Source organism: Nostoc sp. LEGE 12454, from assembly GCF_056620565.1.
The window spans coordinates 137,262-161,014 of the sequence record NZ_JBWQXL010000012.1 but is presented as its reverse complement, the minus strand read 5'-3'; the positions used below and the strand labels follow the sequence as shown (position 1 = coordinate 161,014).

Genomic DNA, 23,753 nt, shown 5'->3' with positions numbered 1-23,753 from the left:
TTTATTTCTCCTTGGGGAACAAAAAGTCTTTGAGTATATTGGATTCAACGAGGAAACTTTGGCTATCAAAGTAAATCAAATTTCCAGAAAATAATGTTGGTGAGTATTGGTGACTTTTTTCTTGGGTTGCGTGCAAATTTAGAAGTAACCCTCTCACAGCGCTAAATTCTGGATAGTCTGAAACAATGGCATTTAGCTTGGTTTGGCTTTTTTCCAGTGTTTTGTTTGAAAGGCGATTTCCCGAAGCTATACTCCATGCCTTAACATCAATACAAAATAGCGTATTGTCCTTGATATAGTACAAATCAAACCGCTCATACAGCTTGTTATATTTTTTAAAATCTAGCAATTGCTCAAAACGATAAATGACTTTTATGGCTTTCCACTCTTTGCCTTTGAAAACTACATCTTTAATCCAGCGTTCTGTAAAATTTTCAGTTAGTGATGGATACAACACATCATAAAAGAAATGTGGACGCGGAATATAAGTATTAAAAACTTCTGGTTGTGGAATCAACTTGTTGTATAATTTATAGATTAAATCAGTCGAAGGATCTAGCGATCCAATTTCATTGCCTTCCAAGTCATAGCCTTGGGCATTTGTTTTTAGATATTCAGGATATAACCGCTTCTGGTAAGGATAGATTTTTTCACCATTGATGCTATCGCTGATAATCTGGAACTTTTTGCCGTCTTCCTCCTCTGAAGCTAAATATGGGGTAAACTCAGGTTGTTCCGGGTTATGATAAAATAATGACTCAATAAAATCATCAGGAAATAGTTTTAACTCTCGCAACTTTTTCAGATACCTGTCTGGCTCTTTAAAAACAACTGGATCGCGTAAAGCATTCCACATTTTTGTGATGGCAAAGGCATTTTTATCTTGGTGAAAATTATCAATCTCATCTAACATTTTTTCTCTAAAAGTTTGGAAATGCAGAGAAGCATTAATCTCATGATAGACATGCTCATCATAATCATTAATCGCTCGTTTCTTCTCTTCCTCTTGAACACTTAAGTAAACTTTGTGGTTGTTAACGGAAAATTTACGAATTTCATTGGACTCTTCCCGCTCCAAGTATCTGTAAAAATTCACTAAATTTTTTCGAGTTTCTTCATTAACAAAAATCTTTACCACTTGGTTTGGAAAATCACGTCTCTCTGATCTACCGATAGCTTGTAAAACTTCTTTGCCTAATAAGATTTGGTGTTGCTGCTCTCGAAATGCTCCAGCTTCCGATTGGCTCAGGTATTTGTTGAAATCTTTGATTTCAATATTAGATTCACCCAAATTTACAATACTTTTCATCAATGCAAAATGGTAAAGTGTAGTAGATTTTTCAGAATCTATTGGCTTCTTAAGTGATGGTTTCATTACTGTATAATAACTATCCATTAACAAAACCAAAGAGTCGAAATCTTTTTCATCACCATTCTGGTTCCTTATGATAGGGTTTAATCCTTTTGAAGCTGACTGATAAGCCGATATAAAGAAAATTTTATGACTTTCTTCTTCAACAAGCTCATCCAAATATGTTTTTTGAGTTGTTTTATCGGAGTAAAGACTATTGAAGGATGCCTCATATAAAATGATTTTAATCCGAATATTACTCTGATCTTTTTGAGGCTTCAAATTAACATAATATATGTTTGGATGCTTTAGTGATTTCTCAAATACAAAATTAGTATTATGAACTTTATCCCAAAAGTTCATCAACTTTTTAATCCAACGTAGGGTTTGTGTAAAAGCAATGGTTTCTTGAACTGAATCATCTTCAAAAAGGTAAAACAAGAAACGAATAAAATTGTTTAATTCTTGTATTTTATAACTACCCAACCAAGTACTATCATTCTTACAATCATCGATAAAATCTTTTAAAATCTTTTTTTCAAATCGTTCTGCAACTTCTTGAGTTTTGTTATTTGGGAAAGATAATAAATTCTCGCTGAAAAAATTTACTGTAATCTGTCGCTTTGCCTCACGCTGATCTCTGATTTCTTCACAAAGCAAGACTTCTTCTTCAACCATTTCCTTAAAGGAACTTTGACCAGATTCATTACGCAAATTATCTTCTAAATAACGCATATCATAACTTGTGCTTAAATCACCAATAATTCCCCCTGTTGCTGAAATAATAAAAATCACATTGCCGTTATTACCTAGCATGGAATTTATCTTCTGTTCAGGCGAAGTTAATATAGCAGTACTACCAATAGAAACTTCTCTAAGCTGGTCAGCAATCAGATCATTTTTGGAATTTTGATAACGAGAAATTTCTTTAATATTTATGATAGACTTATAGCTTTCATAGACATAGGCACGGTTTAAGTATTTGAGCAGTTGATTTTGCGATATGCTTTCTTCACTCGCTTTTTGAACTCTGGCTATCTGTTTTGACCAAATATCTAAAGAACGGGATTGAGAATCCTCAGCATTCAGAACATTAGCCAGGAAATCTTTAATGGGTTTGATTTGCGATCGAACAACCAGAATTGCATAAATCAATTCTGCTACAGAGGTATTATCTGAAACTTTTTCCTCAGTGATACGAACGTGCCCACCGGAAGGTCTGGTTAAAAATAATTTTTTTAGAGGTTCGATGTTGTAGATGTATAGGTTATTATATGAAAAAATATTCATCAACTCATCACTGATTTTGTTGTAAAGCTTCTGAGGAATCAACAAACTTCTATTATTCTCGAATTTTGAAAAAACTCTGGATAACATTTCAAAATCCAATACAATGGGATTCTCTTCATCATAATCATCAAAAAGCCCAATAATTTCTTTCAGTGAGTTCTCAAGTCCTTTTTTAATCGTTATTACCTGTTCCAAAAAATTGATAGAGTTCCCTTCATCAAAAATAAGCTTTTGATATATGTCTGCATACTTTTGCAGTTTTACTTCAAGAGGTTTGCCTTTTTCAAAATGTTCTTTAAATTCGTGTAAAGCTCCCTTGTTTTTCTCAATAAAATTTAGGAATCCTCTGTTTTCATTGTTTTGGGTTGAAAAGAGAATAGAAAATTCCCTATTGATAGATGAGAGTGCATTATTGATTGCCAGCATTTGAGGGGAGATGATATCAATCTTCTTATCTAGCATAATTTGATAGCCATCTTCCTGCTCATCAAAGGCAAGGATAAACTTTATGGAGTTGTTTGTTTGCTGAATAACGTATTTATCAAGATGGCTGCTTTTCTTTATCCATGTTTTCTCATTATGCTTAAAGTATGGAATAGACGTTTCAAATTTATCATAAGTGAGCATCAAAATACCAGATTTCTCTCGCAGGAGATGCAGAGGAAAAAAGATTTTAATCAACTCTAAACATTCATTTGGCCAACTTTCTTGATCCAATTTACATTTAATGAGGAATTCTAAAAAACTTTCAAATAGATTATTCAGATCCTGCTTTGCTTTATTCTCCTCAGAATCATTAAATTTATCATCCCCAAAACCTGTCTTTTTTACGAATTCAATGCGGTTTATGACATCTTTTATTTTCTCAAGTTTTTGACGGCTTTCCTGAACCTTTTCATGAGGATAGACTTTTGAATCAATCTTCCAGAAATTTGTGTTATTTAGGATTGAAGGTATCCATTCTTTGTATTTTTTGATAAATTCATCCGCCGTTTTCATTTCTAATGAATTTAGTTTATAGACGGGAATATCTGGGTATTGGCTTGCAACTGGAGTTGGAACACATAAATGTTCTCTCAATGGGGCAACATATATGCCTATTATTTGAATATTTGGATGATCTTCAATCGTTTTATATATTGCTTGAAACAATTGGTGAGTTTTTCCTGACCCTGTACCATAATTGATGAGTTTGAGTTGGGAACGGTTTTCTCGAAAACTATCTTCAATTGTTGTAAGGTAGGAATTAAGAATTTTGGAACGAGCTGATTCTAACTGCTGGCTAGGAGAGTCTTTTTGCTTGTGCATTATATGCCATCACTTTATCTAGAGTAAGTACATAAAACCCCTGAGCTTGGTTGACTGACAAATCTTTAGCCAAGGACAGTTTAAATCGCTGTTATCAAGGCAAAGTCGGTCTGCACCGACTATATTTGTATAAGTATTATTAAATGCTGGAATTATACCAAAAATTGCCCGTTTATTTACCCAATTCGTCATATATATAGAAGAAATAAATTTTCTCTATAAAATCTCTTTATGGGCAAAATACAAACTTCTTCCGTATACAGTCCCCATTTAAGGAAACAGTATAGAAAATTTCCGTATAATTCACCCTGATTTCCAGAATTTTTCCGAATATCATTTACTAGCGCTACTTGACTCATTCAATACATCTCTATTTATGAATATAGCTGTACAGATGTGCTATGACGTTGCTAAGTCCTAACTCTTTCTTTGCATTATGATATACAAACCCCCTCAACAAAAGCTGTTGAGATGGATTGCATTGTTCTTAATTGGGGCATTTCTGCAATTTTTGTTTTACATCCCGACACCAGTCTTATCTCAAAATTCCAATAGCTGTAGCAATATTACAACCCCGCTTACATCTGAAGAACAAACTTATGCTCGTGCTGCTTGGCAGTATTTTGTCAAAAATTATCAGCCAGCAACGGGATTTACCAATTCTACTGGGGGTTATCCTTCGGGTACACTCTGGGATATGGGTAACTACCTGATGGCATTGAATGCTGCACGATGGTTGAACCTTACCGATCAAGCAGACTTTGATTCCCGCCTCAATAAGTTTTTGACGACTCTTAGCAGTCTGAAGTTATTTGAAGATGCCTTACCAAATAAAGTCTATAACGCAGCCACTGCACAGATGGTTGATTATGGTAACAATCCGCTGGAGCGTGGTCTTGGCTGGTCTGCTTTGGATGTTGGGCGAATATTGGCTGCGTTTGATGTCATCCGTACCTGCCATCCTCAATATAATGACTGGCTCAAAGGAATTATAGCGAAGTGGCAGGTGGCGCGATCGCTCAAAGATGAACAACTTTATGGTGCTACTGTTCTCCCAGACAACAAAACGTTACTGGTGCAAGAAGGACGACTCGGCTACGAAGAATACGCCGCTAGGGGTTATCAACTTTGGGGTTTTTCTGCATCCAAGGCCATTGCTTTAGAACCGTTTAAATTGGTCGAAGTTAATGGTGTGCAAATCCCTGTTGATACGCGTGACTTTCAAACCACCAACGCTAATAATTATGTTGTGAGTGAGTCTTATATCCTTGATGGGATTGAATTTGGCTTGCAGGGTGAGTTAGCTGATTTTGCTGCTAGGGTTCTAGACGTACAAAAACGGCGTTTTGATACTACAGGTCAGTTAACTGCGGTGACAGAAGATAATATCGATCAAGCACCTTATTTTCTCTACAACACCGTTTACGCCAACGGTACAAATTGGGCAACTATTACCGATACCAATCAACCTTACCCACAGTTTCGCAGCCTCAGTACAAAAGCTGCTTTTGGCTGGCGCTATCTGTTTCCAGATAATGCTTATGCCCAAAAAGTTTTTGATGCAGTCAAGGATCTCCGCAGTCCTGATGATAGCGGTTACTATGCTGGGATCTATGAAGAATCAAAACAACCCAACAAAGCTTTGACAGGTAATACGAATGGGTTAATTTTAGAGATTTTATACTATAAAGCTAGGGGAAATCACCCGTTAATTGCTTCCACTTCTGCGAGTGTGCCTACTAGCAAGCCTAGTGAAAATGCTTCTTCAGCAACCCCTGCAAATCAATCGAATTCTACTGTTACGACTCCGATCGCAATCCCTGTAAATCAACCGAATTCTACTGTTACGACTCCGATCGCAACTTCTAAACCTACAGAAGTAGCTGTTGCACCAATTCCACCAGTGGATAGTCCTCAGCCATCATCTAAACTGAAACTAGATCGATCGCTAACGCCTGTTGAACGGCGCTATGCAGAGGCGGCTTGGCGATACTTTCAAGCGAATTATCACCCCAAGAGTGGGCTGATAGACGATCGCAGTGATTTTAAAGGTGCAACCCTCTGGGGATTGGGAGATTATCTCGCAGCACTCCATGCAGCGCGATCGCTCGATACAATTACCCCCAAAGAATTTGATCGGCGCACCCGCCATCTCTTAGGAGCTTTGACAAAGTTACCGTTATTTGCAGGTGAATTGCCAAGTCGGAGTTATGATACGCGATCGCTCCAACCAGTCGATTATGGTGGTAATCCAGTTCCCGAAGGAAACGGTTGGTCAGCTTTAGATTTGGGTAGAATGCTGGCAGCGCTTTACAACTTAAAAAGCTGTCATCCAGAATACACGGCTGCTGTAGATAAAATTGTCTTGGATTGGTCATACTTGCGTGTGGTGCGCGAAGGTATTCTTTCTAGTGCCACCGTTACCAAAGAGGAAGATGGGCGATATCTCACCCGCGTTAACCCAGAAATCCGCTTGGGTTATGAGGAATATGCCGCTCGTGCTTTTCAATTATGGGGGTTTAATCTCGATCGTTCTGCTGTTGGGGGTGAATATCAAACTGCGTCAGTGGAGGGATTGAAAGTCCCAATTCAACGCCATCGCACAGATACTAATTCCAAAGTTAACCAATACACAGTTAGCAATCCTTTTGTACTCTATGGATTAGAGTTTGGACTAGATCCAAAAATGCGATCGCTCTTTGAACCAATTTTTCAAGCACAAGCTGAACGTTACCGTCGCACCGGTACTCTCACAGCCTCAGCTACCACCTTAATCGATCGTAAACCTTACACTGTCCACAGTACAATTACTGGACAAGGGGAGTCTTGGGTAGCTTTAGGAGATGACGGTCAACCAGTACCAAAAGGGCGATTGGTAAGTACAGCAGTCGCTTTTGCCTATCATGCCCTGCTTCCAGACAATAAGTATAGTCAACAGTTACAGGAAGGAACGACTGACTTATATAATCCATTAGTTGGATTTTATGAGGGCTTCTACGAAACCACTGGCAAAACAGCAGTTGGTTTCACCAGCAGCACCAACAGTATGATTTTGCAATCCTTGCTATACAATCTGACAAATCGACAACCCTTAATTCGTCCGGCCACTATGAACTCCCTTTGGTGGCAGACAGTTAGCAAGGGAAATTCTGGGCGAGGTCTACCAAACAGCGCCACACAACAAACTAAGTTAACTTCTGATAGTTCTGGAAGTTACTGGGTTTCAAATAATGAAAAGACTCATCTAGTAACTGGCACAAAATAACATAACCAAAACCCTGATTTTCAGGTAGGGGCAATTCATAAAACATACGTGTCAACTTAACGTGAAAGCCATCTTAGAACAAGCTTTTAGATATTGTCTCGTTCCCAGTCTCCGACTAGGAATGCCGTCCTAGAGGCTCCGCCTGCCTTGCTGGCGGCAGAGCCGCAATTGAAGTGCATTTCCAGCCTCTGGCTGGAAACGAGGTTTTAAAAAAGTTTCGGCTTAGGTTGACACCAATGTTCATAAAATTGCCCCTACAGTATGTAGTTTTGCATAAGTCCTAGTAATCCAAAATCCTTGTAGAGGTGTAGCAGTGCTATGTCTCTAAATCTTGATTTGTAGCTCAATCAGCAACGCCAATTTTGGAGCGATCGAGAAAATTTGTTAGTCGCAAATTTAACTAGGGAATACTTATTTTGATGGGGATGCAGATACATTAACTATCGGTACTAACATGACTTCAGTTTCTCTGACAAACTTTCCTGGTAACAGCCGCTCATTACTCAAAAAAAGAACGCTGTTATTTCGTTATTTAGCAGAAATCAATTTAATTTTTGGTATCTGGTATTTGCAATGGCGCGTCACCCATTCGATCAATTTTGATGCCCTCTGGATTTCTATTCCTTTGCTGATAGCCGAGATTTACAGTTATTTCGGTGGCGTCATGTTTGTAATTGGGTTGTGGCGACCTTTAGTCAGACAAATTAAGTCTCTCGACCAGATGACCCCACCCATACCCAGAGCCGACTGGCCAACAGTGGATGTATTTGTAACCTGCTACAATGAGCCGCCGGAAATTGTCGAAGAAACTGCCAAAGCTGCCTTAGCAATGGATTATCCGCCCATCAAGTTACGCGTTTATGTGCTGGATGATGGGAACTCGGCTGATATGCGAGCGATGACAGAAAGATTGTGTATTGAAGATTTGCAGTCCCCACAATTACAGCTAGAAGCGGAACGGATTGATGCAGAACATGCTGAATTGTTGGAGCGTTTGAAGCAACTGGAAAATCTGACACCTAATACTCAAGCTGCCGAAAAATGGCTGCAAACATCATCAGAATCAGTGGTGAACCAGCCTGCGGCTGGATTTGTGCAAAGTTTGCGATCGCTGATTCTTTGGCTACCTCCGACTCATCCCAGTATTAGCGATTTTACTGTAAAGACGCTACGCGATCGCCTAATTATTGAACGGAAAGCTTTAGAAGAAGCTATTTACAGAAAAGAACTAGAACTAGTTGAACTCGCTCGTTTTCGTTACATTGCTCGTCCGAAGACGCCTGGTGTAGCACATCATGCGAAAGCAGGCAACATCAATTATGCAATTTTTTCTGGAGAAACGTCAGGAAATTTTATTGTAACTCTAGATGCTGACCACATTCCCAAGCGAAATTTTCTCAAGCGAGTTCTGCCTTATTTCTACACCTATAATCTTTTAATCGGAAAATACGACCAGAATCAAATTGCTTTTGTACAGACCCGCCAGGATTTTTACAATATTCCTCCAGGCGATCCTTTTGGGCATCGAGCAAATTTATTTTACGGGCCACTTCAACAAGGTAAAGATGGCATGAATGCTGCGTTTTATACGGGCACAAATGCCATTCTCAGACGTGAAGCATTAGTTAGTGTCGGACTACAAAATTTTGCTGATGAATTTGCCAAAGATGAAAAACGTTTAGATGAATTTGATTTAGTTGGTGGGGTATCTAGTAATAGCATTACGGAAGATATGAATACAGCCATGCGTCTGCATAGTGCTGGCTGGAAATCTATTTACCACAATGAACTTTTGGCAGAAGGTTTAGCCCCAGACGATCTGAGTTCTACTCTTAAACAGCGGCTACGCTGGGCACAAGGAACTATCCAAGTGCTAATGAGGGAAAATCCACTGACAAAATCAGGGCTAACCTTTTGGCAAAGGTTGCAATATTTCAAGACGATGTATAGTTATTTCTCTGGTTTTGCAACTCTGGTTTTTATTTCTTGTCCAATTATCTATTTTTTTACGGACATTGTTCCAGTTAAAACCTACGGGTCTGACTTTGCCATACACTTTTTCCCAGCTTTTATTATTAACCGTCTGACTTTCCTTACAGCTACTTGGGGCATTCCAGCTAGAGAAGTTTGGCGTTCCGAACAATATGCGATCGCTTTATTCCCCTTATTAATCCAAGCTGTATGGAGTGTATTCACAGGACAAAAACTCAATTTCCAAGTCACGCCTAAGCAGCGGCAATCCGGGATTTATCTCCGGCTTGTTTGGCCGCAGTTGGTTGTTTTTATCCTTACCATCTTGGGGATGTTATGGAGCCTTTACCAATTCGCTATCGGCCATCTAAATAATCCTGATGTTCACCTGCTCAATGGTGCATGGGCTATCTATAATTTATTACTTTTGTGGGCGATCATTCGCGCATCTGTTTGGCAGCCTCCAAAAGAGGTTTAAAAGTTAAGTAAGAGGAGTGAGCAGAAGAAAGAATGACTACTGACTTATAAATCCAGCACAGAAAAAAACAGCTATGAACACTCATTCAGACTCAAAAAACTTTGGTCAGCGAACTGTCTTAACAATTTATGCTCATGCTGATGATGAAGTTCTACCTGCTGCTGGTACTCTCAGTCTGATGTCTAAGGCAGGATGGAATGTTCGTTGCTTAATTTTGACTGATGGTGGTCTTTCTAGTTCGCCTGTAAAGGGTACACGTCATCAAGAAGCAGATGCAGCTGGCAAAATCATCGGTGCAACTTACGAGTTTCATGCACTTGAGGAGTGCAATTTCTCCACACAAGCAGTGATTAAAGTTACTGAAGAAGCTCTTGGGCGTTGGCAACCGGATCTGATTATTACTCACGCACCACAACCGGAAAAATATGGGCATAGAGATCATGAAGTGTGTGCGATCGCAGTTTCTAATGTTGCTACCCGCAAAAATATACCTTTATGGTATTCAGCACCACCTGTTTTTTTGCGCGGTTTTGAACCCAACTTTTTTGTAGATATTACCTCTGTAATTGAGGAAAAAGTCGCAGCCATCGGTTGTTATGAATCAGAGTTAAATAAAGCATTTATGCAGCTTGATGCCATACTTATTTTGTCTCGTTTTTGGGCACGAGAGTTAGGTCAAAAAGATGGCTATTTTGAAGCTTTTGAAATTTCTCGGCAATGGGTTGACGCTAGCTTTTTTACTGCTATAGCAAATAATAGTAATCAGCAAGTATTAAAATAAAAATAATTGTAGATACCTCTTGCAGTTTGCATGAAGTAAATGCCAAAATATAACTACATAATAGGGAAACAAAACCATGAATTTGAGTGTAAAAGTACTAGAGATATCGGGAATTTTAGATGGTATTAGAGGTAACGAACTACGTCGTGAAGTTAGAGGGATGCTAGCAAACGGAGCCGATATTTTGTTGATCGATATGAAAGAAGTCAAGTTTATTGATAGCTCTGGTTTAGGTGCTTTAGTATCAGCGATGCAAATGGTGCGAACTGCGAATGCTAAACTGTTTGTTTGTTCGATAAGCGATCAAGTCAGGATGTTGTTTGAACTGACTAAAATGGATAGAATTTTTCAAACTTTTGCTGACAAAGATGAATTTCACCGCCAAATATTGGCAACACAATAAGCTATAATCAAATCCAAACTTAACTATGCATATTTGACTATTCTAACCAAACTTAACTTTTACTAAAGATAAGTCATCATCAAGATTGTCTTGAGCATTTAAGGTGAGAATCTTTGCTAATACTTGATTGAGGTTGCAAGTATGTTTTTGACTATATTTGGTTAGTAATTCAATGAAAGCATCGATCCCCCAGATTTTACCATCTGGTTGATTAATTTCATAAGCACCATCACTAAAAATATATAAAGTGCTGTTTTCTTCGACTTCCAAAACTGCATCCTCAAATTGAATTTCAGGCAAAAAGCCAATTGGTAAATCTAAAGAAGTTAGCTGTTTAACTTCGATATTATTTGTGGAGGTATTAGATAACAGTAAAGCTGGTGGATGTCCGGCGTTGGCATAAATGAGTTGACGTTTAAGGCGGTGATAAACTCCATACCAGATTGTAAAGTATTTATCACCGTGCTTACTCATTTGGAAGGCATGATTGAGAGCTTTTAGGACTTCACTTGGTTGACAAAAGTTAGTGTTTGGTAGAGATTGCGATCGCAAAACATTTTGTACGGATACTGATAGGAGAGCTGAACCCACTCCATGACCAGATACATCCAACAAATAAATTGCCAAATGATCCTCGTCAATCCAATAATGGTCGAAGCAATCGCCTCCTAGCTGTGCTGAGGGAATAAACAGATTTTCTGTAGTTACCGATCCTACAAGCGGTAAAGGTAAAAGCGATCGCACATAATCAGCGGCCTCAGCCAATTCTGCTTCCAAAATTTGCTTTTGAGTTTGCAAATCCTGATTTAGTGTCTCCAAAGCTTGCTTTTGACTTTGTAAATTCTGATTTAGCTGGTGTAACCTTAGTCCTGCTCTTACCCGTGCTTTCAATTCATTTATCTCTATTGGTTTGGAGATAAACTCATCTGCTCCAGCATCAAGTCCTCTAACTCTATCTTCCTCCTCTCCTCGAGCGGCTCCCCTAGCTGTCAATAGAATAAAAAAAGTAGTTGCCAACTCTGGATCGGTTCTAATTCGACGACACACTTCTAGCCCATCTACCTGTGACATCATCCAATCACAGATAATCAGGGCAGGATGTAGCAGTTGTGCTTGGATAATTCCTTCTTCACCATTGCTAGCTACAGTAGTCTCATAACCCTGCCTTTGGAGTGTGCTTTTCAGTACTGCTCGCACTGTCGGATCATCATCAATAACCAGAATTTTAAACATAAATTACAGTTTACTAAGTAAAATGATTGATAAATAGTTGCTTTAATTTAAGTTATATGCAATTTAGTTTTTAATGTATAGTAAAAATACTCAAATTAAATAAACTAATTAACGAATATGATGATTCCACGATATTTTATTAGTTAAGAAGTGAATAATAAAATTTATCTCAAAGTCAACACAGATTTGATAGCTTCACCTCAAGTTTTGTCTTGGTTCGAGCAGATGAATCAACCACCTATTCCGGATAAAGAAATTTGGTGGCAATGTCAAACGCTGATGATGGAAGGCTTTACTAACATTGTTGAACACGCCCACAAAAATTTACCTATTGAAACTCCAATTGAGATGGAAGCTGTGCGGTTAGATGAATATATAGAAATTCGCATCTGGTCTCAAGGCAAACCATTTAACTTAGAACAGCAATTGCACCAAGCATCTGAATTTGAGGATAACAATCGAGAGCGCGGGCGGGGTTTAAAAATCATGTTTGCTATTGCCGACAAGTTGAGTTATGAGCCGACAGGAGATAATCGTTACTGTTTATTTATTAGTAAATCTTACAAAAAAGGATCGGAGTAGAAAGTGGGGAGATACTGACTATTGACTCCTGATTAAAAACTCTTGGATGCGTTTAATAAAGTCTTCTAACTCTACGATTAAGTTAATAGTACCTCGACGCTCTTGGTCTATCGCTAATTGTTCTAGTTTTTCTGCTGCAAGATGCATGGTTGTAACTCCCATATTGGCGCTAGCACCTTTAATTTGATGCCCTTGGAGCGCTATTTGCCCAAAGTCACGATCTGCGATCGCTATTTTAATGACCTCTAGACGAGGTTGAATATCTTCAACAAATATTTGTAGTAGTTCTAATTCAAATTCTGGGTTATTTTCTGAAAGTTGATGCAAGCGTTCCCAATCAATTGAGACCGGCCATACCAATTACCGATGCGATGGGAGTCCGAACTTCATGGCTAATCATCGCTAAGAATTCCTGTTTAGCAAGTTCTGCCTGCTTTCGTTCAGTCATGTCTCGCAAAATGTAAACATAACCTTGAAAATGTTCAATTTCTGTCTTTACAATTGAGGATGAAAAAGCTATGGGAATTGTTTTACCACTTTTGGTATAACAAACGGTTTCTACTTCTTTTACTAAAAAATTTATGTCTTGACTGTGGGATATATCAATATCATCAATTATCAATGGATATTTATTGGCTTCTCCAATAACTTTTGCGATCGGTTGACCGATAAGTTCTATTTCGTTGTATTGCAATAAGATTTGTGCGGCATAATTCATTTTTTTATCTCGCCTGATAGCGTTGTCACTAACAAGGCATCCGCCATTGATGTCACAATTTGGTCAATATATTGTTTAGAAGCCTTTAAATTACGTAATAAAAGATTTGCTTCATTTGCACCTTGAAATAAAGATTGCTCAAGCACCATTCGTTCTGTCGTATCTTCGATAACAATGGTTAGTCGATTCCTAGAATGGTCTTCTTGGAGGTTATTAGTAATACGAATATCAATATATAAAGGAGAAGGCGTATCTTGCGATCGCCTAATTCCTTTTAATTCAAAATTATCTTGTTTTCCCTGGAGAATTGCATCAAAAACATCTTCCAGTCCCTCTAATTCTGGAAACACAATCCGAACATCCTGACCTAGATTTACTTCATTAGGAAGATCGGCAAAATGATTTAATCCCAAAGACATCTTTAAAATCTTAAAGTTTTCATCAATTATCAAATATTCAATACCACATACAGCTAATAGGTTTGTAAAAAATGAATTCATCTTACTTAAATTAAACGAGTGGCTAAATCTTGAAATATTTTATCAACATTATTACCAGTTTTAGCTGAGGTTACATAAGTGTCTAATATATTAGCTTGATTAGTAAATTGATGCATTTGCCGAATTTTTTCTAAATATTCGGCTGCAATCATATCTGATTTGTTCAGTGCAACAACAATATAGCTGTTAGGATTAACAGCTAAAAAAGTTTGAATATGCTCATGGATATGATTGAGCGTTTCTGCTTGTGTCACATCGCCGACTATCACAGCACCTTTAGAACCTTGAAAATAACTTTTAGCAACTGCTTTAAACTTATTACTACCTTCAATATCCCAAATTATTAACTGTAAGTTTTGTTCAAAATCTGGGTCTTTTTCTTCTTAGCTGATGATGCAGCTAACTCACCGAATATACTTTGTTATTATTCCCAATCGGTTACAATTTATATCTGTAAAATAGGAAATGAGTAATGAGAAATGTAAAATAAGTGTTTTTCATAACTTACTCAGGAAAAATGCTCCAGTTACTTTGTTAATAAATATTATTATTGAAGGTTGTGGCGTTACTATCTTTACAGTTCAAAAACTCTTGGATGCGTTTAATAAAGTCTTCTAACTCTACGATTAAGTTACTAGAACCCCGACGCTCTTGCTTATAAGCTAGTTGTTCTAGTTTTTCTGCTGCCAGATGCATGGTTGTAACTCCCATATTGGCACTAGAACCTTTAATTTGATGACCTTGGAGTATTATTTGCTCAAAGTCATGAGCTGCGATCGCTATTTTAATTAACTCTAGACGAGGTTGAATATCCTCAACAAATATTTGCAGTAGTTCCAATTCAAATTCTGGGTTGTTTTCTGAGAGTTGGTGCAAACGTTCCCAATCAATTGGAAGGTTAACTGCACCGATATCTGTCGTAGTTTGTTCTGTGGCAGTTGTTTCTTTTGCCTCGAAGATCGCATTTCCCCAACGCTCTAGCGCTCCCGCCAATTTTTCTTTGATTACTGGCTTGCTCAAATAGTCATCCATTCCGGCATCTAGACACATTTGCTGGTCTTCTTTCATGGCATTAGCTGTCATTGCAATTACCACCGGACGATAACCACTAGCAAAGTGGTTTTCTTGCCAACGATGAATTTCTTTTGTGGTTTCTAAACCATCGAGAACTGGCATTTGGCAATCCATCAGAATTAAATCGTAGGGAATTTTTTCTAATAACTGTAAAACTTCTTTACCATTACCAGCAACATCAGCGCTATAACCCAGACTTTGGAGTTGCTTCAAAGCAACTTTCTGATTCACCAAATTATCTTCAGCTAAGAGAATTCTAAGTTTGGGAGAGTCAGGTGAATAATAGTTGCGGTTGTTTTCAGAATTTTTCAGTTTTAAATCCCGATCTCTGACTTCTAATTCCTGAATTATGACTTCTGACTCTTCTTCTGGCTGCGTTCCTAAAATAGTCACGATCGTATCGAGGAGCCGGGACGGCTTAATAGGTTTGACTAAATAAGCCGCAAATCCTATTTTTAGCGCTCGTTGGATTTCATCGCGTTGATTAGTAGAGGTAAGCATAATTAAAGGTAGCCCAGCGATCGCTGAATTTGCTTTAATTTGTTCTCCTAAAGTCATGCCATCTATTTCTGGCATCTGCATATCAATCACAGCTATGTCATAGAAATTTTTTTGCTTGGCGGCTTCCTGAATAGCTTTCAGGGCAGTAGTAGTCGAAGCAGCTTGATCCACCAGCATCCCCCAACGGGTAGCTTGATGGTAGATAATTTTACGATTAGTAGCATTATCATCCACTACTAACAAGCGCCGATTGAGCAAAAGTTCGCGTTCGCCTTCTAAAGAAATAGGATCGAGTTGCTTGGCGAGAGTTATTTCAAACCAAAACTTAGATCCTTTCCCCAAACGACTTTCTACGCCCATTTCTCCTCCCATCAAGCTTACCAGTTGCTTGCAGATGGCTAATCCTAAACCTGTGCCGCCATATTTACGGGTGGTGGAAGCATCTACTTGGGTAAATGGCTTAAAGAGTTTGGATTGATCTTCAGGGGTAATGCCAAGACCGGTATCTACGATCGCAAAATAGATGGTGGCTGTAGTCGAGGAAAGCGATCGCAATTCTGCTCGTAATACTACCTCACCCTTGCTGGTGAACTTGATCGCATTGCTAATCAGGTTCATGAGAATTTGCCGTATGCGGCCAGCATCGCCTTGGAGATGGGTGGGGACGTTGCTGTAAATTAATCCTGCAATTTCTAATCCCTTATGATGGGCAGAGGGAGCCAATAATTCCAATACTTCTTCTACACAGGTAGATAAGTCAAAATCTAGAGTTTCTAGTGCCATTTCCCCAGCCTCTAGTTTGGAAAGATCCAAAATTTCGTTGATCAGGCTTAAGAGAGCATCGCCACTAATGCGAATTGTTTCCATAAAATCCCGCTGCTCGGAATTTAGGGGAGTTTCTAACATTAAGCTTGTCATCCCCAGCACAGCATTCATGGGAGTCCGAATTTCATGGCTCATGTTGGCCAAAAAAGCACTTTTGGTTTGGGAGGCTAATTCAGCTTGCTGACGAGCAATTTCGAGTTCTCGTCGTTGTTGAGTTTCTGCATCTAACATTTGGGCTTGGGCTAAGGCAATACCTACTTGGTCAGCTATTTGCCGTAAAAGATGAGTTTCAAAGCTAGACCATTGGCGGGAACTGCCGCACTGATGGACAATCACCAAACCGCAGAGTTCTTCTTTGACAAGAATGGGTATGACTAAATTACACTGGACTCCAAATTGTTGCAGTAATTCGAGATGGTTTTTTTGGACTTCAGCTATATCTAAGTTAGCAAGCCCCAGACTCGGTTTTTGACGGTACTGCTGTAGATAGTACTGCTGGATGTATTCGGCTTGAAAGTAAGCATTGACTAGCTCTTTCTCTTTAATTGCTAGCCAGCCAGAAATTACTGCCTCAACCACGGTAGCTCCAGAGCCATCAGCCAAAGGCTGATAAATCAAAACTCGGTCGCTACGGAGAATTTTTTGAACCTCGGTGACAGTGATTTGGAGAATTTCTTTGATTTGCAAAGACTGACGAATTTTGAGGGTGATTTCAGTAAATAGTTGCGATCGCAAGTTTTGGCGTTGGAGTTGTTCTTCTGCCTGCTTGCGCTCAATAAACTGCCCTACTTGCTCACCAATAGAATTCATAACTTTTGCCAAATTTGGGTCAGCTTGCTGGATTTCATGGCTCAAGCAGGTAATCACACCGATGATTGTTTTACCACTACAGATCGGAAAACCAAAAGCTCCGTGCAGTTTTGCTTCGGCAGCGATTTGAGAGCGAATGAAACTCCGATCTTTAACGACATCAGCGATCCAAACAGGTTCAAGACTAGCCCAGACACGACCAGGCAGCCCAATTCCTGGTGCAAACATGGTCTGGTGACTGAGAATGTCAAATTCTTGCATCTCGAAGGAGATTTTATACCATGAATTTAGCAAATACAGTAGATTTGATCGCCGATCTACCATCCAAAATTCACTTAAATCCCATCCCAAACTTTCGCAGATTCCTTGCAAGATTTGGGGCATGGCTTCATTGATTGTGGTTGACTCTGCCAAGACACGAGTTGTAACATACTCTGCTTTCAAATGCTGTTCAGTTCGTTTGCGTAAGCGAAGTTCCTCAAAGACATCGCTGATGTCAATACCTGTAGCAACAATGTATTCAACGTGCCCCTCATAGTCTTGCAAGGTAGTGTTAGTCCAAGAAATGAGCCGTCGGCTGCCATCCTTAGTTACCCAATAGTTTTCGTATTCTTTGGGCGCTTCACCAGATAGCAACTGCTCAAAAACTGCTTTAACCGGCTCTACCTGTTCGGGAAGTAGAAACAGGTTCCAGAAATGCCTTCCTTTCACCTCATCAAATGAGTAACCAGTAATTTGTTCGCAAGCTTGATTGAAGCGAATGATTTGCCCTTTCGGGTCAAGAACTATTACCAAAGCGCTGGTTGTATTAAGGACTGCTGAAATAAAATTGCGTTCTTGATTCAGTATTTCTTCTGTTAATTTCCGCTCTTTTGCTTCACGGTAAATAAAGTAGTAGACTATGGCCAGAATCAAAAAACTTAAACAAATAGCGATCGCCAGTGTTAAAACTGTGTTGTTAGCACTGGCTTTTGCAGCTTGTGACTGGTGTTGAAGCAACCCTCTATCCTGATTTTCTATCTCATGGACGATCTTGCGGATATCATCCATGAGATGTTTTCCTTGATTTGTCTGGATTACCTGCAACGCCGCCTCAAATCCCTGATTTTGACGCAGGTATATAGTCTGCTTGAGTATGGCAAGTTTTGCAACTATCAGAGATTCAAGAGTTGCGAACTGCTTTTGTTGGTTAGGTCGATCTGCGATTAAATCTTTCAGTTCTACAATTTTGCGATCGATGTTTCCAACTACTGCTTGATAGGGTTCTAGATAACTTTCTTGTCCAGTGAGGATGTAACCGCGTTGTCCAGTCTCAGCATCTTTCATCTCGGACAGTAATTCTTCTAGTTTATTGATTTTCTCTTGGGTTTGTTGTACCTGATTATTCGTATCAATCAACCTGTGTGTGTTTTGAAAAGAAATCACGCCAATCAAAACTAAAACTGCCGATGCTAACCCAAACCCTCCGGCTATCCTTTGAAAAAATTGTTTGCGTGTCTTCTGAGACTGTTTGCGTGTATTATTTGCCAATACCAAACTTGCTAAACTGCGGCGCATTTCTAGTTGTTTAATTACCTGGCGACCAATAATTCGTAATGCTTCAAGTTGTTCTGGAGAGAGGTTTCTTGGTACACGATCGATTACGCAAAGTGTTCCTAGTGCATATCCTTCAGGGTTAGTCAGCGGTACCCCAGCATAAAACCGAATATTTGGGTCAGAAGTGACTAACGGGTTTGTCGCAAACCTTTCATCTTCTGTGGCATTAGGTACAACAAAAACTTCAGGTTGCAGAATAGCATGGGCGCAGAATGCCAAGTCGCGGGGTGTTTGTTGGGCATCCAAACCAACTTTTGACTTGAACCACTGACGATTAGTATCAATTAAACTGATTAAGGCAATGGGAGTTCCACAAATATACGAGGCTAAACGGGTGAGGTCATCAAAGGCTGTTTCCGAAGGAGTGTCGAGTACTTTATACTGCAAAAGAGATTCGATTCGCTGTGTTTCGTTATCAGGTAATGGTGCTTTCATTCTCCAGCCTTATACCATTTTGGATATTAAAAACAGACTTCAGAATTATGAATTCAGAATCCAGGAGTTAGAAGTTAGAAGTTAAAATTAAGAATACTTTGATAGTCAAAGTTTATGATTTTCAAAAAATCAAAAAATAAAATAAATATATATAGTGCACTTGATTCTATATTCATTCTGAATTCTGACTCCTGAATTCTTTTTTGTTAAAACTTAACCCGCAACTGTCCTGTGAAGGAATTACCACCGTAGGCGCTTCCGCCGGTTTCTTGATTGCGGACATTACTAAAGCTATAGCCTAAATCTGCTTCTATACTGGGCGACAGTTTTACCGTACAGCGCGTTTGATAGGTATTGGCATTGTCAAATTCTCCTTTAAGTCGCTGCCGTCCTAAATTGGCAGCGAGGCGACAGCGTAAGAAATTAGCAATATCTCCTTCCCAAGCTACCTCACCGTTGTAAACTAAGAAATCTGGTGGAGAAAAATAACCGCTTGTGCGTTCTAAATCGCGATCGTAACTCCAAGTGAATAAGTTAGCTGCCAAAGAAAATTGTCCGAACTTGCGCTCTAACCTACTAAAAGACTGCACCTCGGAATTACCATCGTTATAATTACCCAAACGCAATGACGAAAATAAGCTGGTATTACGGTCAATCTGCCAGTATAAATCAGGGCCAAATCGCCAAGCAGTAATTTGATTATCTAAAGTTCGAGCATTAGATTTATAAGGCCCTTGTTCTAAATTACCTGATATTATTACTGCCGATAGCAATCGACCTGATGACGAAACTCGCGGCGGCGAAATGGGAGTATCTACCTTAACGTTGAGATTGATAGCTGTAGGTAAACGATTGAACACATCGACTCCGGCTGCTGTTTGTAGAGTCACTTGTCCAATTTTTCCTTGCCATCCAACTTGCAAGGGAAAATTGGTAATTGATTCAACACCGCGTTTTTCAAAGAAGTTAAAACCTGTCTTGAAAAATATTTTATTGCCATTTCTCAATCGAAACTGAACTGTTGGTTCTAAGAAAAAATTAGTTTGACCAAAGTTGTCTGTCTCATAGTGATAGTCTGTATGAATACTTTCCAAAACTGCATTTGGCGTTTTTGCTTCGGTAGCAGTTGTTGGTGGACTAGAATTCTGCTGCGGTGGTTCGGGTAGGGAAGATGGACTAGAATTCTGAGGTGGTTCGGGTAGCGAAGATGGACTAGAATTCTGCTGTGGTGCTTCGGGTAGGGATGGTGGTAATCGCAAATCAGGATTGAAGTTTTCCGGTGCCGCCAGCAAAATAGGTGTTGGCTTGAATCGATAGGGGAGTGGTTTTGAGTATTGCTCTGCTGACTCAGGATTTACTGTGGTGACTTGCTCAGTCAATCCTAAAGGTGATTGCCAGGTCTGATGTGCTTGGGCTGCTTGTAATTTAGCTGCTGATAATATCCAAATACCTACGCTACAGATTACTCCCAATTGAATCTGTAGGCATCCCAAAAGAAATACAGCGTACAAACTATATCGAGAAACAAAGAGATAAGGTCTAAAACTATATACCATCGGTTGATACTATATTTGTAAATGCAAAACTTGCTGCCAAATAGTTTTCTGGCTGCGAGCTGATGTATTCGGACTGGGATTATGATGCCCATAATCGATGCTTGTTAAGACATAGGAAAGGCAAAAGGCGTAAAGGCGTTAATTTGGCGGGATATAGAAGTTCCCAGGTGCATAAAGGACATATCAAAACCTCACCCCCAACCCCTCTTTTCACCAAGGAGAGGGGTTGGGGGTGAGGTTAAGCTGTAGCTGATTCTGATTAGGAAACGCTATATTCGAGTCGATAGTTAGTGTGATTTTGACGAATTGCCAACAGTGATTTTTGAGTCTGCTGTTCCCATCTCAGAGTTTTCGGTATTGTCAACCTCAAGACTTCGGAGCAATTCTCGAATTACATCTGTTGCTGGTCTTCCTGTGAGAGTACAGTACTGTTCAAGTTTCTTCATTTCCTCGGTTGTGAGATTTACTGTCAGTCGTTTAACAGCCCATTTTTTCTTCATAATTCTCTTTTATCTTGAATATGTTGCTTTTCTCGAAATCACCAAGTCATTACGATTACTCCCGTAGTGCATAGCCTACACCACGAACTGTATGAATTAAACGTCTTTCATTATTTTCTTCTAACTTGAGTCGCAAATAACGAATATATACTTCAATAATATTAGAATCACCCATGAAGTCGTAACCCCAAACTTTCTCTAAAATTTGATCTCTAGTAAATACTTGACGGGGATGTGAAAGGAGATATTCTAATAAGTCAAATTCTTTTGCTGTTAACTGAATGCTTCGTTTTTCCCGAAATACTTCACGAGTGCGCTTATTTAAGCTTAAATCTTCAAATTGCAACAAATCCTCGTCTGTTTCTTGCGTGCGCCGGAGATGAGCGCGAATTCTAGCTAATAGTTCCTCAATGCTGAATGGCTTAACTACATAATCATCGGCTCCCGCATCTAATCCGGCGACGCGATCGCTGACTTCATCTTTTGCTGTCAACAAAATCACTGGTACTGTACTACCTGTTGTTCGCAAACGCCGACAAATTTCCAAACCCGTTAACCCTGGAAGCATCCAATCCAGAATTGCTAAATCTGGTGAGGAGTCTCGCGCCATAGTCAAGCCTGCGATGCCATCATGGGCAACACTTACTCGGTATCCTTCGCTATTAAGTTCTAATTCGACAAATCGCGCCAGTTTGACTTCATCTTCCACCAAAAGGATATGTGCTGTCATATTTTTGCTCCTAAAGCAGGTAATATGAGAATAAAAGTGCTACCATAACCTGGCTTTAAAAGGATGGCAATTTTGCCTTCCATACCTTCGGTTAGGTGTTTCACAATCGATAAACCCAAACCTGCTTTGCCAGTTAAACGAGGGCTGTCTTTATTCTCACAGGAAACGGAGTGAGTTCTAAATAGATTACCCGATGTGTAAATTTCTGGCATTGCTGATTAGATGTAGAAATGTTCGATTGCCAAGAATCTACAGAGCTTTTGAAATCACGCAAAATCATTTTCATCTTGGAATTCAGCAACACCAAATTTCTCTGTCATCTGTACTATGTCTGCAATCAAATCCAAAAACTGGGGATCTGAGTCTTGCAATTTTTACAAATCAGATAGAGCTACTATATGTAGGTAAACTGATTGTAAACATACTTCCTTCTCCTAACTTTGATTCCACACTAACACTACCTCCCATACCTTCTACAAGTGTCTTAACAATCGATAAGCCCAAACCACAACCCCCAGTATTATGGGAGCGAGATTCATCTACACGATAAAATCTCTCAAATATCCGTGCTTGCTGTTGCAAAGGAATGCCATACCCTTTGTCACAAACTTGAATAATAGCCCGATCTTGAAGCCGATCTAATTTAAAAATTATGGATGTGTCAGCATCAGAATACTTAATGGCATTATCAATTAAATTTAATAATACTTGTTTAAAGCGGCTATAATCTGCTTTGATCTCAATTGGATAAATTTCTGATTCAATTGTAATTGTGCGATCGCTATATTTTTTTGCCATCATGACAACTTCTTCAACCAAATCATTCAGCACATAAGATTTCATTTGAAAGTATAAGTAACCACTATCTGCACGTGCTAAATCAAGTAAATCTTGTAGCAGGCGGATAGTACGTTCAGCTTCTGATGCCGCAGTTTCTAAAGCTTCTTGCTGAGTTTGAGTTAAATTATTCTGCCTTCGTAAGACGCTTTGCAAATAACCATGTACAATCGTTAAAGGTGTGCGTAATTCATGAGAAACATTACTCACAAATTCCCGTTCTTGCTGCCATGATTGGGAAAGGCGCGATAACAGCATGGTTAAAGTTTGAGCTAATTCTTTAACTTCACTGGGTGCATTATCAAGATATAGCTGCGCTTGTCCTAAATCTTCAGCGGAAATCACAGAAGCCATTTGATTTAGCTGACGCAGAGGTTGCAGAGAGCGCTTAATGTAAAATGCGATCGCAGCAGTTAAAACAAGAATTGCTAAAACACTAGTAATACCTAAACTCTGCACCATTACGACAAACATTTTCTGTTCGCGGGTAATATCCTTGACTACAAATAACTCACCCAGTAACTTACCCTGTACTTGCACAGTACTACCACATAAAACAAAGTAACTTTGGTTCACTTTGTAAACTTGTGCTTTAATCGGCATCTTAGTCAGAGTCATTAACTCAGCCACCGTAGTATCAGATAATAAATCTAAAGTGGTAGATTTTACTAAAATTTTATTATCGGGACTTTTTAGCCATAATAATGTGTTGGTATTTGCTAAATTATTAATAGCCTTTTGCAACCCCGTTTCAGGTTGCATCATTTCACTATAAATTTGCACATCTTGCGGCAAGCGCTTGGCAATTTGTTCTATATTATATTTATGACTATCAACTAAAATTTGCTGCATTTTCCAACTAGTCCATGTAGCGAGGCTACCTAATACCAAAGCGGAAAATGATGTCATACCAACCATGAGGCGTGATTGTAAGGAAAATGGATCTATATTTATCCCAAATTTTATGATTTGCTTCACTGTTATGGTTGCGTTTTAGGTGTTTAATAAA

The 23,753-nt window shown here is 39.1% G+C and carries 16 protein-coding genes and 1 pseudogene; 5 read left to right on the top strand and 12 right to left on the bottom strand.

Features of this window, described 5'->3' with window-relative positions; all coding sequences use genetic code 11:
- Position 1: 1 nt before the first annotated feature.
- Entirely contained in the window at positions 2-3,949 is a 3,948-nt protein-coding gene (locus tag AC1F2U_RS15910) for a hypothetical protein (RefSeq protein ID WP_480261969.1), read from the bottom strand.
- Between the two features lie 436 nt (positions 3,950-4,385).
- Between AC1F2U_RS15910 and AC1F2U_RS15905 the strand changes: the two genes are divergently transcribed.
- The 4 genes from AC1F2U_RS15905 to AC1F2U_RS15890 all read left to right on the top strand — a co-directional run bounded on the left by AC1F2U_RS15905 (position 4,386) and on the right by AC1F2U_RS15890 (position 10,847).
- A complete protein-coding gene (locus tag AC1F2U_RS15905) occupies positions 4,386-7,214 on the top strand; it encodes a DUF3131 domain-containing protein (RefSeq protein ID WP_480261968.1) in 2,829 nt (942 codons plus the stop codon).
- 454 nt (positions 7,215-7,668) lie between these two features.
- On the top strand, positions 7,669-9,663 hold the full coding sequence (locus AC1F2U_RS15900) for a glycosyltransferase (RefSeq protein ID WP_480261967.1): 1,995 nt from the start codon (positions 7,669-7,671) through the stop codon (positions 9,661-9,663).
- Positions 9,664-9,736: 73 nt separating this feature from the next.
- Positions 9,737-10,444, top strand: coding sequence for a PIG-L deacetylase family protein (locus AC1F2U_RS15895; protein ID WP_480261966.1), 708 nt, complete (start codon positions 9,737-9,739; stop codon positions 10,442-10,444).
- Positions 10,445-10,520: 76 nt separating this feature from the next.
- On the top strand, positions 10,521-10,847 hold the full coding sequence (locus tag AC1F2U_RS15890) for an STAS domain-containing protein (protein ID WP_099099412.1): 327 nt from the start codon (positions 10,521-10,523) through the stop codon (positions 10,845-10,847).
- A 42-nt stretch (positions 10,848-10,889) separates the two neighbouring features.
- On the opposite strand, the gene AC1F2U_RS15885 is transcribed toward AC1F2U_RS15890, so the two are convergent.
- Positions 10,890-12,080 carry a PP2C family protein-serine/threonine phosphatase gene (locus AC1F2U_RS15885; RefSeq protein WP_480261965.1) on the bottom strand — a complete coding sequence of 397 codons (1,191 nt, stop codon included), beginning with the start codon at positions 12,078-12,080 and terminating at the stop codon, positions 10,890-10,892.
- Positions 12,081-12,230: 150 nt separating this feature from the next.
- Here AC1F2U_RS15885 and AC1F2U_RS15880 point away from each other — a divergent pair, with 150 nt between their 5' ends.
- Positions 12,231-12,662 carry an ATP-binding protein gene (locus AC1F2U_RS15880; protein ID WP_480261964.1) on the top strand — a complete coding sequence of 144 codons (432 nt, stop codon included), beginning with the start codon at positions 12,231-12,233 and terminating at the stop codon, positions 12,660-12,662.
- A gap of 18 nt (positions 12,663-12,680) precedes the next feature.
- Here the strand turns inward: AC1F2U_RS15880 and AC1F2U_RS15875 are convergent, their stop codons facing one another.
- From AC1F2U_RS15875 to AC1F2U_RS15830, 10 genes and pseudogenes are all read right to left on the bottom strand, one after another.
- Complete coding sequence (locus tag AC1F2U_RS15875; protein ID WP_480261963.1) at positions 12,681-13,022, bottom strand: Hpt domain-containing protein; 342 nt, start codon at positions 13,020-13,022, stop codon at positions 12,681-12,683.
- Complete coding sequence (locus AC1F2U_RS15870; RefSeq protein ID WP_480261962.1) at positions 13,000-13,380, bottom strand: PAS domain-containing protein; 381 nt, start codon at positions 13,378-13,380, stop codon at positions 13,000-13,002. The genes AC1F2U_RS15875 and AC1F2U_RS15870 overlap by 23 nt, the downstream gene beginning before the upstream one ends.
- Positions 13,377-13,880 (bottom strand): hypothetical protein, encoded by a 504-nt coding sequence (locus AC1F2U_RS15865; RefSeq protein ID WP_480261961.1) that lies wholly within the window; start codon positions 13,878-13,880, stop codon positions 13,377-13,379. Before AC1F2U_RS15865 ends, AC1F2U_RS15870 begins: the two co-directional genes overlap by 4 nt.
- A 5-nt stretch (positions 13,881-13,885) precedes the next feature.
- Positions 13,886-14,236, bottom strand: a pseudogene (locus AC1F2U_RS15860) (Rab family GTPase); the annotation flags it as partial.
- 178 nt (positions 14,237-14,414) lie between these two features.
- Positions 14,415-19,121 carry a response regulator gene (locus tag AC1F2U_RS15855; RefSeq protein WP_480261960.1) on the bottom strand — a complete coding sequence of 1,569 codons (4,707 nt, stop codon included), beginning with the start codon at positions 19,119-19,121 and terminating at the stop codon, positions 14,415-14,417.
- 206 nt (positions 19,122-19,327) lie between these two features.
- Entirely contained in the window at positions 19,328-20,677 is a 1,350-nt protein-coding gene (locus tag AC1F2U_RS15850) for a hypothetical protein (protein WP_480261959.1), read from the bottom strand.
- A 287-nt stretch (positions 20,678-20,964) separates the two neighbouring features.
- Entirely contained in the window at positions 20,965-21,177 is a 213-nt protein-coding gene (locus AC1F2U_RS15845) for a CopG family transcriptional regulator (protein ID WP_480261958.1), read from the bottom strand.
- Positions 21,178-21,232: 55 nt separating this feature from the next.
- A complete protein-coding gene (locus AC1F2U_RS15840) occupies positions 21,233-21,907 on the bottom strand; it encodes a response regulator transcription factor (RefSeq protein WP_480261957.1) in 675 nt (224 codons plus the stop codon).
- A complete protein-coding gene (locus tag AC1F2U_RS15835) occupies positions 21,904-22,119 on the bottom strand; it encodes an ATP-binding protein (RefSeq protein ID WP_480261956.1) in 216 nt (71 codons plus the stop codon). Before AC1F2U_RS15835 ends, AC1F2U_RS15840 begins: the two co-directional genes overlap by 4 nt.
- 169 nt (positions 22,120-22,288) lie before the next feature.
- Positions 22,289-23,722 carry a sensor histidine kinase gene (locus tag AC1F2U_RS15830; RefSeq protein ID WP_480261955.1) on the bottom strand — a complete coding sequence of 478 codons (1,434 nt, stop codon included), beginning with the start codon at positions 23,720-23,722 and terminating at the stop codon, positions 22,289-22,291.
- Between the last annotated feature and the right edge of the window lie 31 nt (positions 23,723-23,753).

Excerpts from the sequence above, each read along its gene's own strand:
- AC1F2U_RS15840 (WP_480261957.1), bottom strand. The coding sequence starts at position 21,907 with ATGACAGCACATATCCTTTTGGTGGAAGATGAAGTCAAACTGGCGCGA.
- AC1F2U_RS15900 (WP_480261967.1), top strand. The coding sequence starts at position 7,669 with ATGACTTCAGTTTCTCTGACAAACTTTCCTGGTAACAGCCGCTCATTA.
- AC1F2U_RS15835 (WP_480261956.1), bottom strand. The coding sequence starts at position 22,119 with ATGCCAGAAATTTACACATCGGGTAATCTATTTAGAACTCACTCCGTT.
- AC1F2U_RS15850 (WP_480261959.1), bottom strand. The coding sequence starts at position 20,677 with ATGGTATATAGTTTTAGACCTTATCTCTTTGTTTCTCGATATAGTTTG.
- AC1F2U_RS15890 (WP_099099412.1), top strand. The coding sequence starts at position 10,521 with ATGAATTTGAGTGTAAAAGTACTAGAGATATCGGGAATTTTAGATGGT.
- AC1F2U_RS15855 (WP_480261960.1), bottom strand. The coding sequence starts at position 19,121 with ATGAAAGCACCATTACCTGATAACGAAACACAGCGAATCGAATCTCTT.
- AC1F2U_RS15895 (WP_480261966.1), top strand. The coding sequence starts at position 9,737 with ATGAACACTCATTCAGACTCAAAAAACTTTGGTCAGCGAACTGTCTTA.
- AC1F2U_RS15905 (WP_480261968.1), top strand. The coding sequence starts at position 4,386 with ATGATATACAAACCCCCTCAACAAAAGCTGTTGAGATGGATTGCATTG.
- AC1F2U_RS15865 (WP_480261961.1), bottom strand. The coding sequence starts at position 13,880 with ATGAATTCATTTTTTACAAACCTATTAGCTGTATGTGGTATTGAATAT.
- AC1F2U_RS15885 (WP_480261965.1), bottom strand. The coding sequence starts at position 12,080 with ATGTTTAAAATTCTGGTTATTGATGATGATCCGACAGTGCGAGCAGTA.
- AC1F2U_RS15845 (WP_480261958.1), bottom strand. The coding sequence starts at position 21,177 with ATGAAGAAAAAATGGGCTGTTAAACGACTGACAGTAAATCTCACAACC.
- AC1F2U_RS15870 (WP_480261962.1), bottom strand. The coding sequence starts at position 13,380 with ATGAATTATGCCGCACAAATCTTATTGCAATACAACGAAATAGAACTT.
- AC1F2U_RS15910 (WP_480261969.1), bottom strand. The coding sequence starts at position 3,949 with ATGCACAAGCAAAAAGACTCTCCTAGCCAGCAGTTAGAATCAGCTCGT.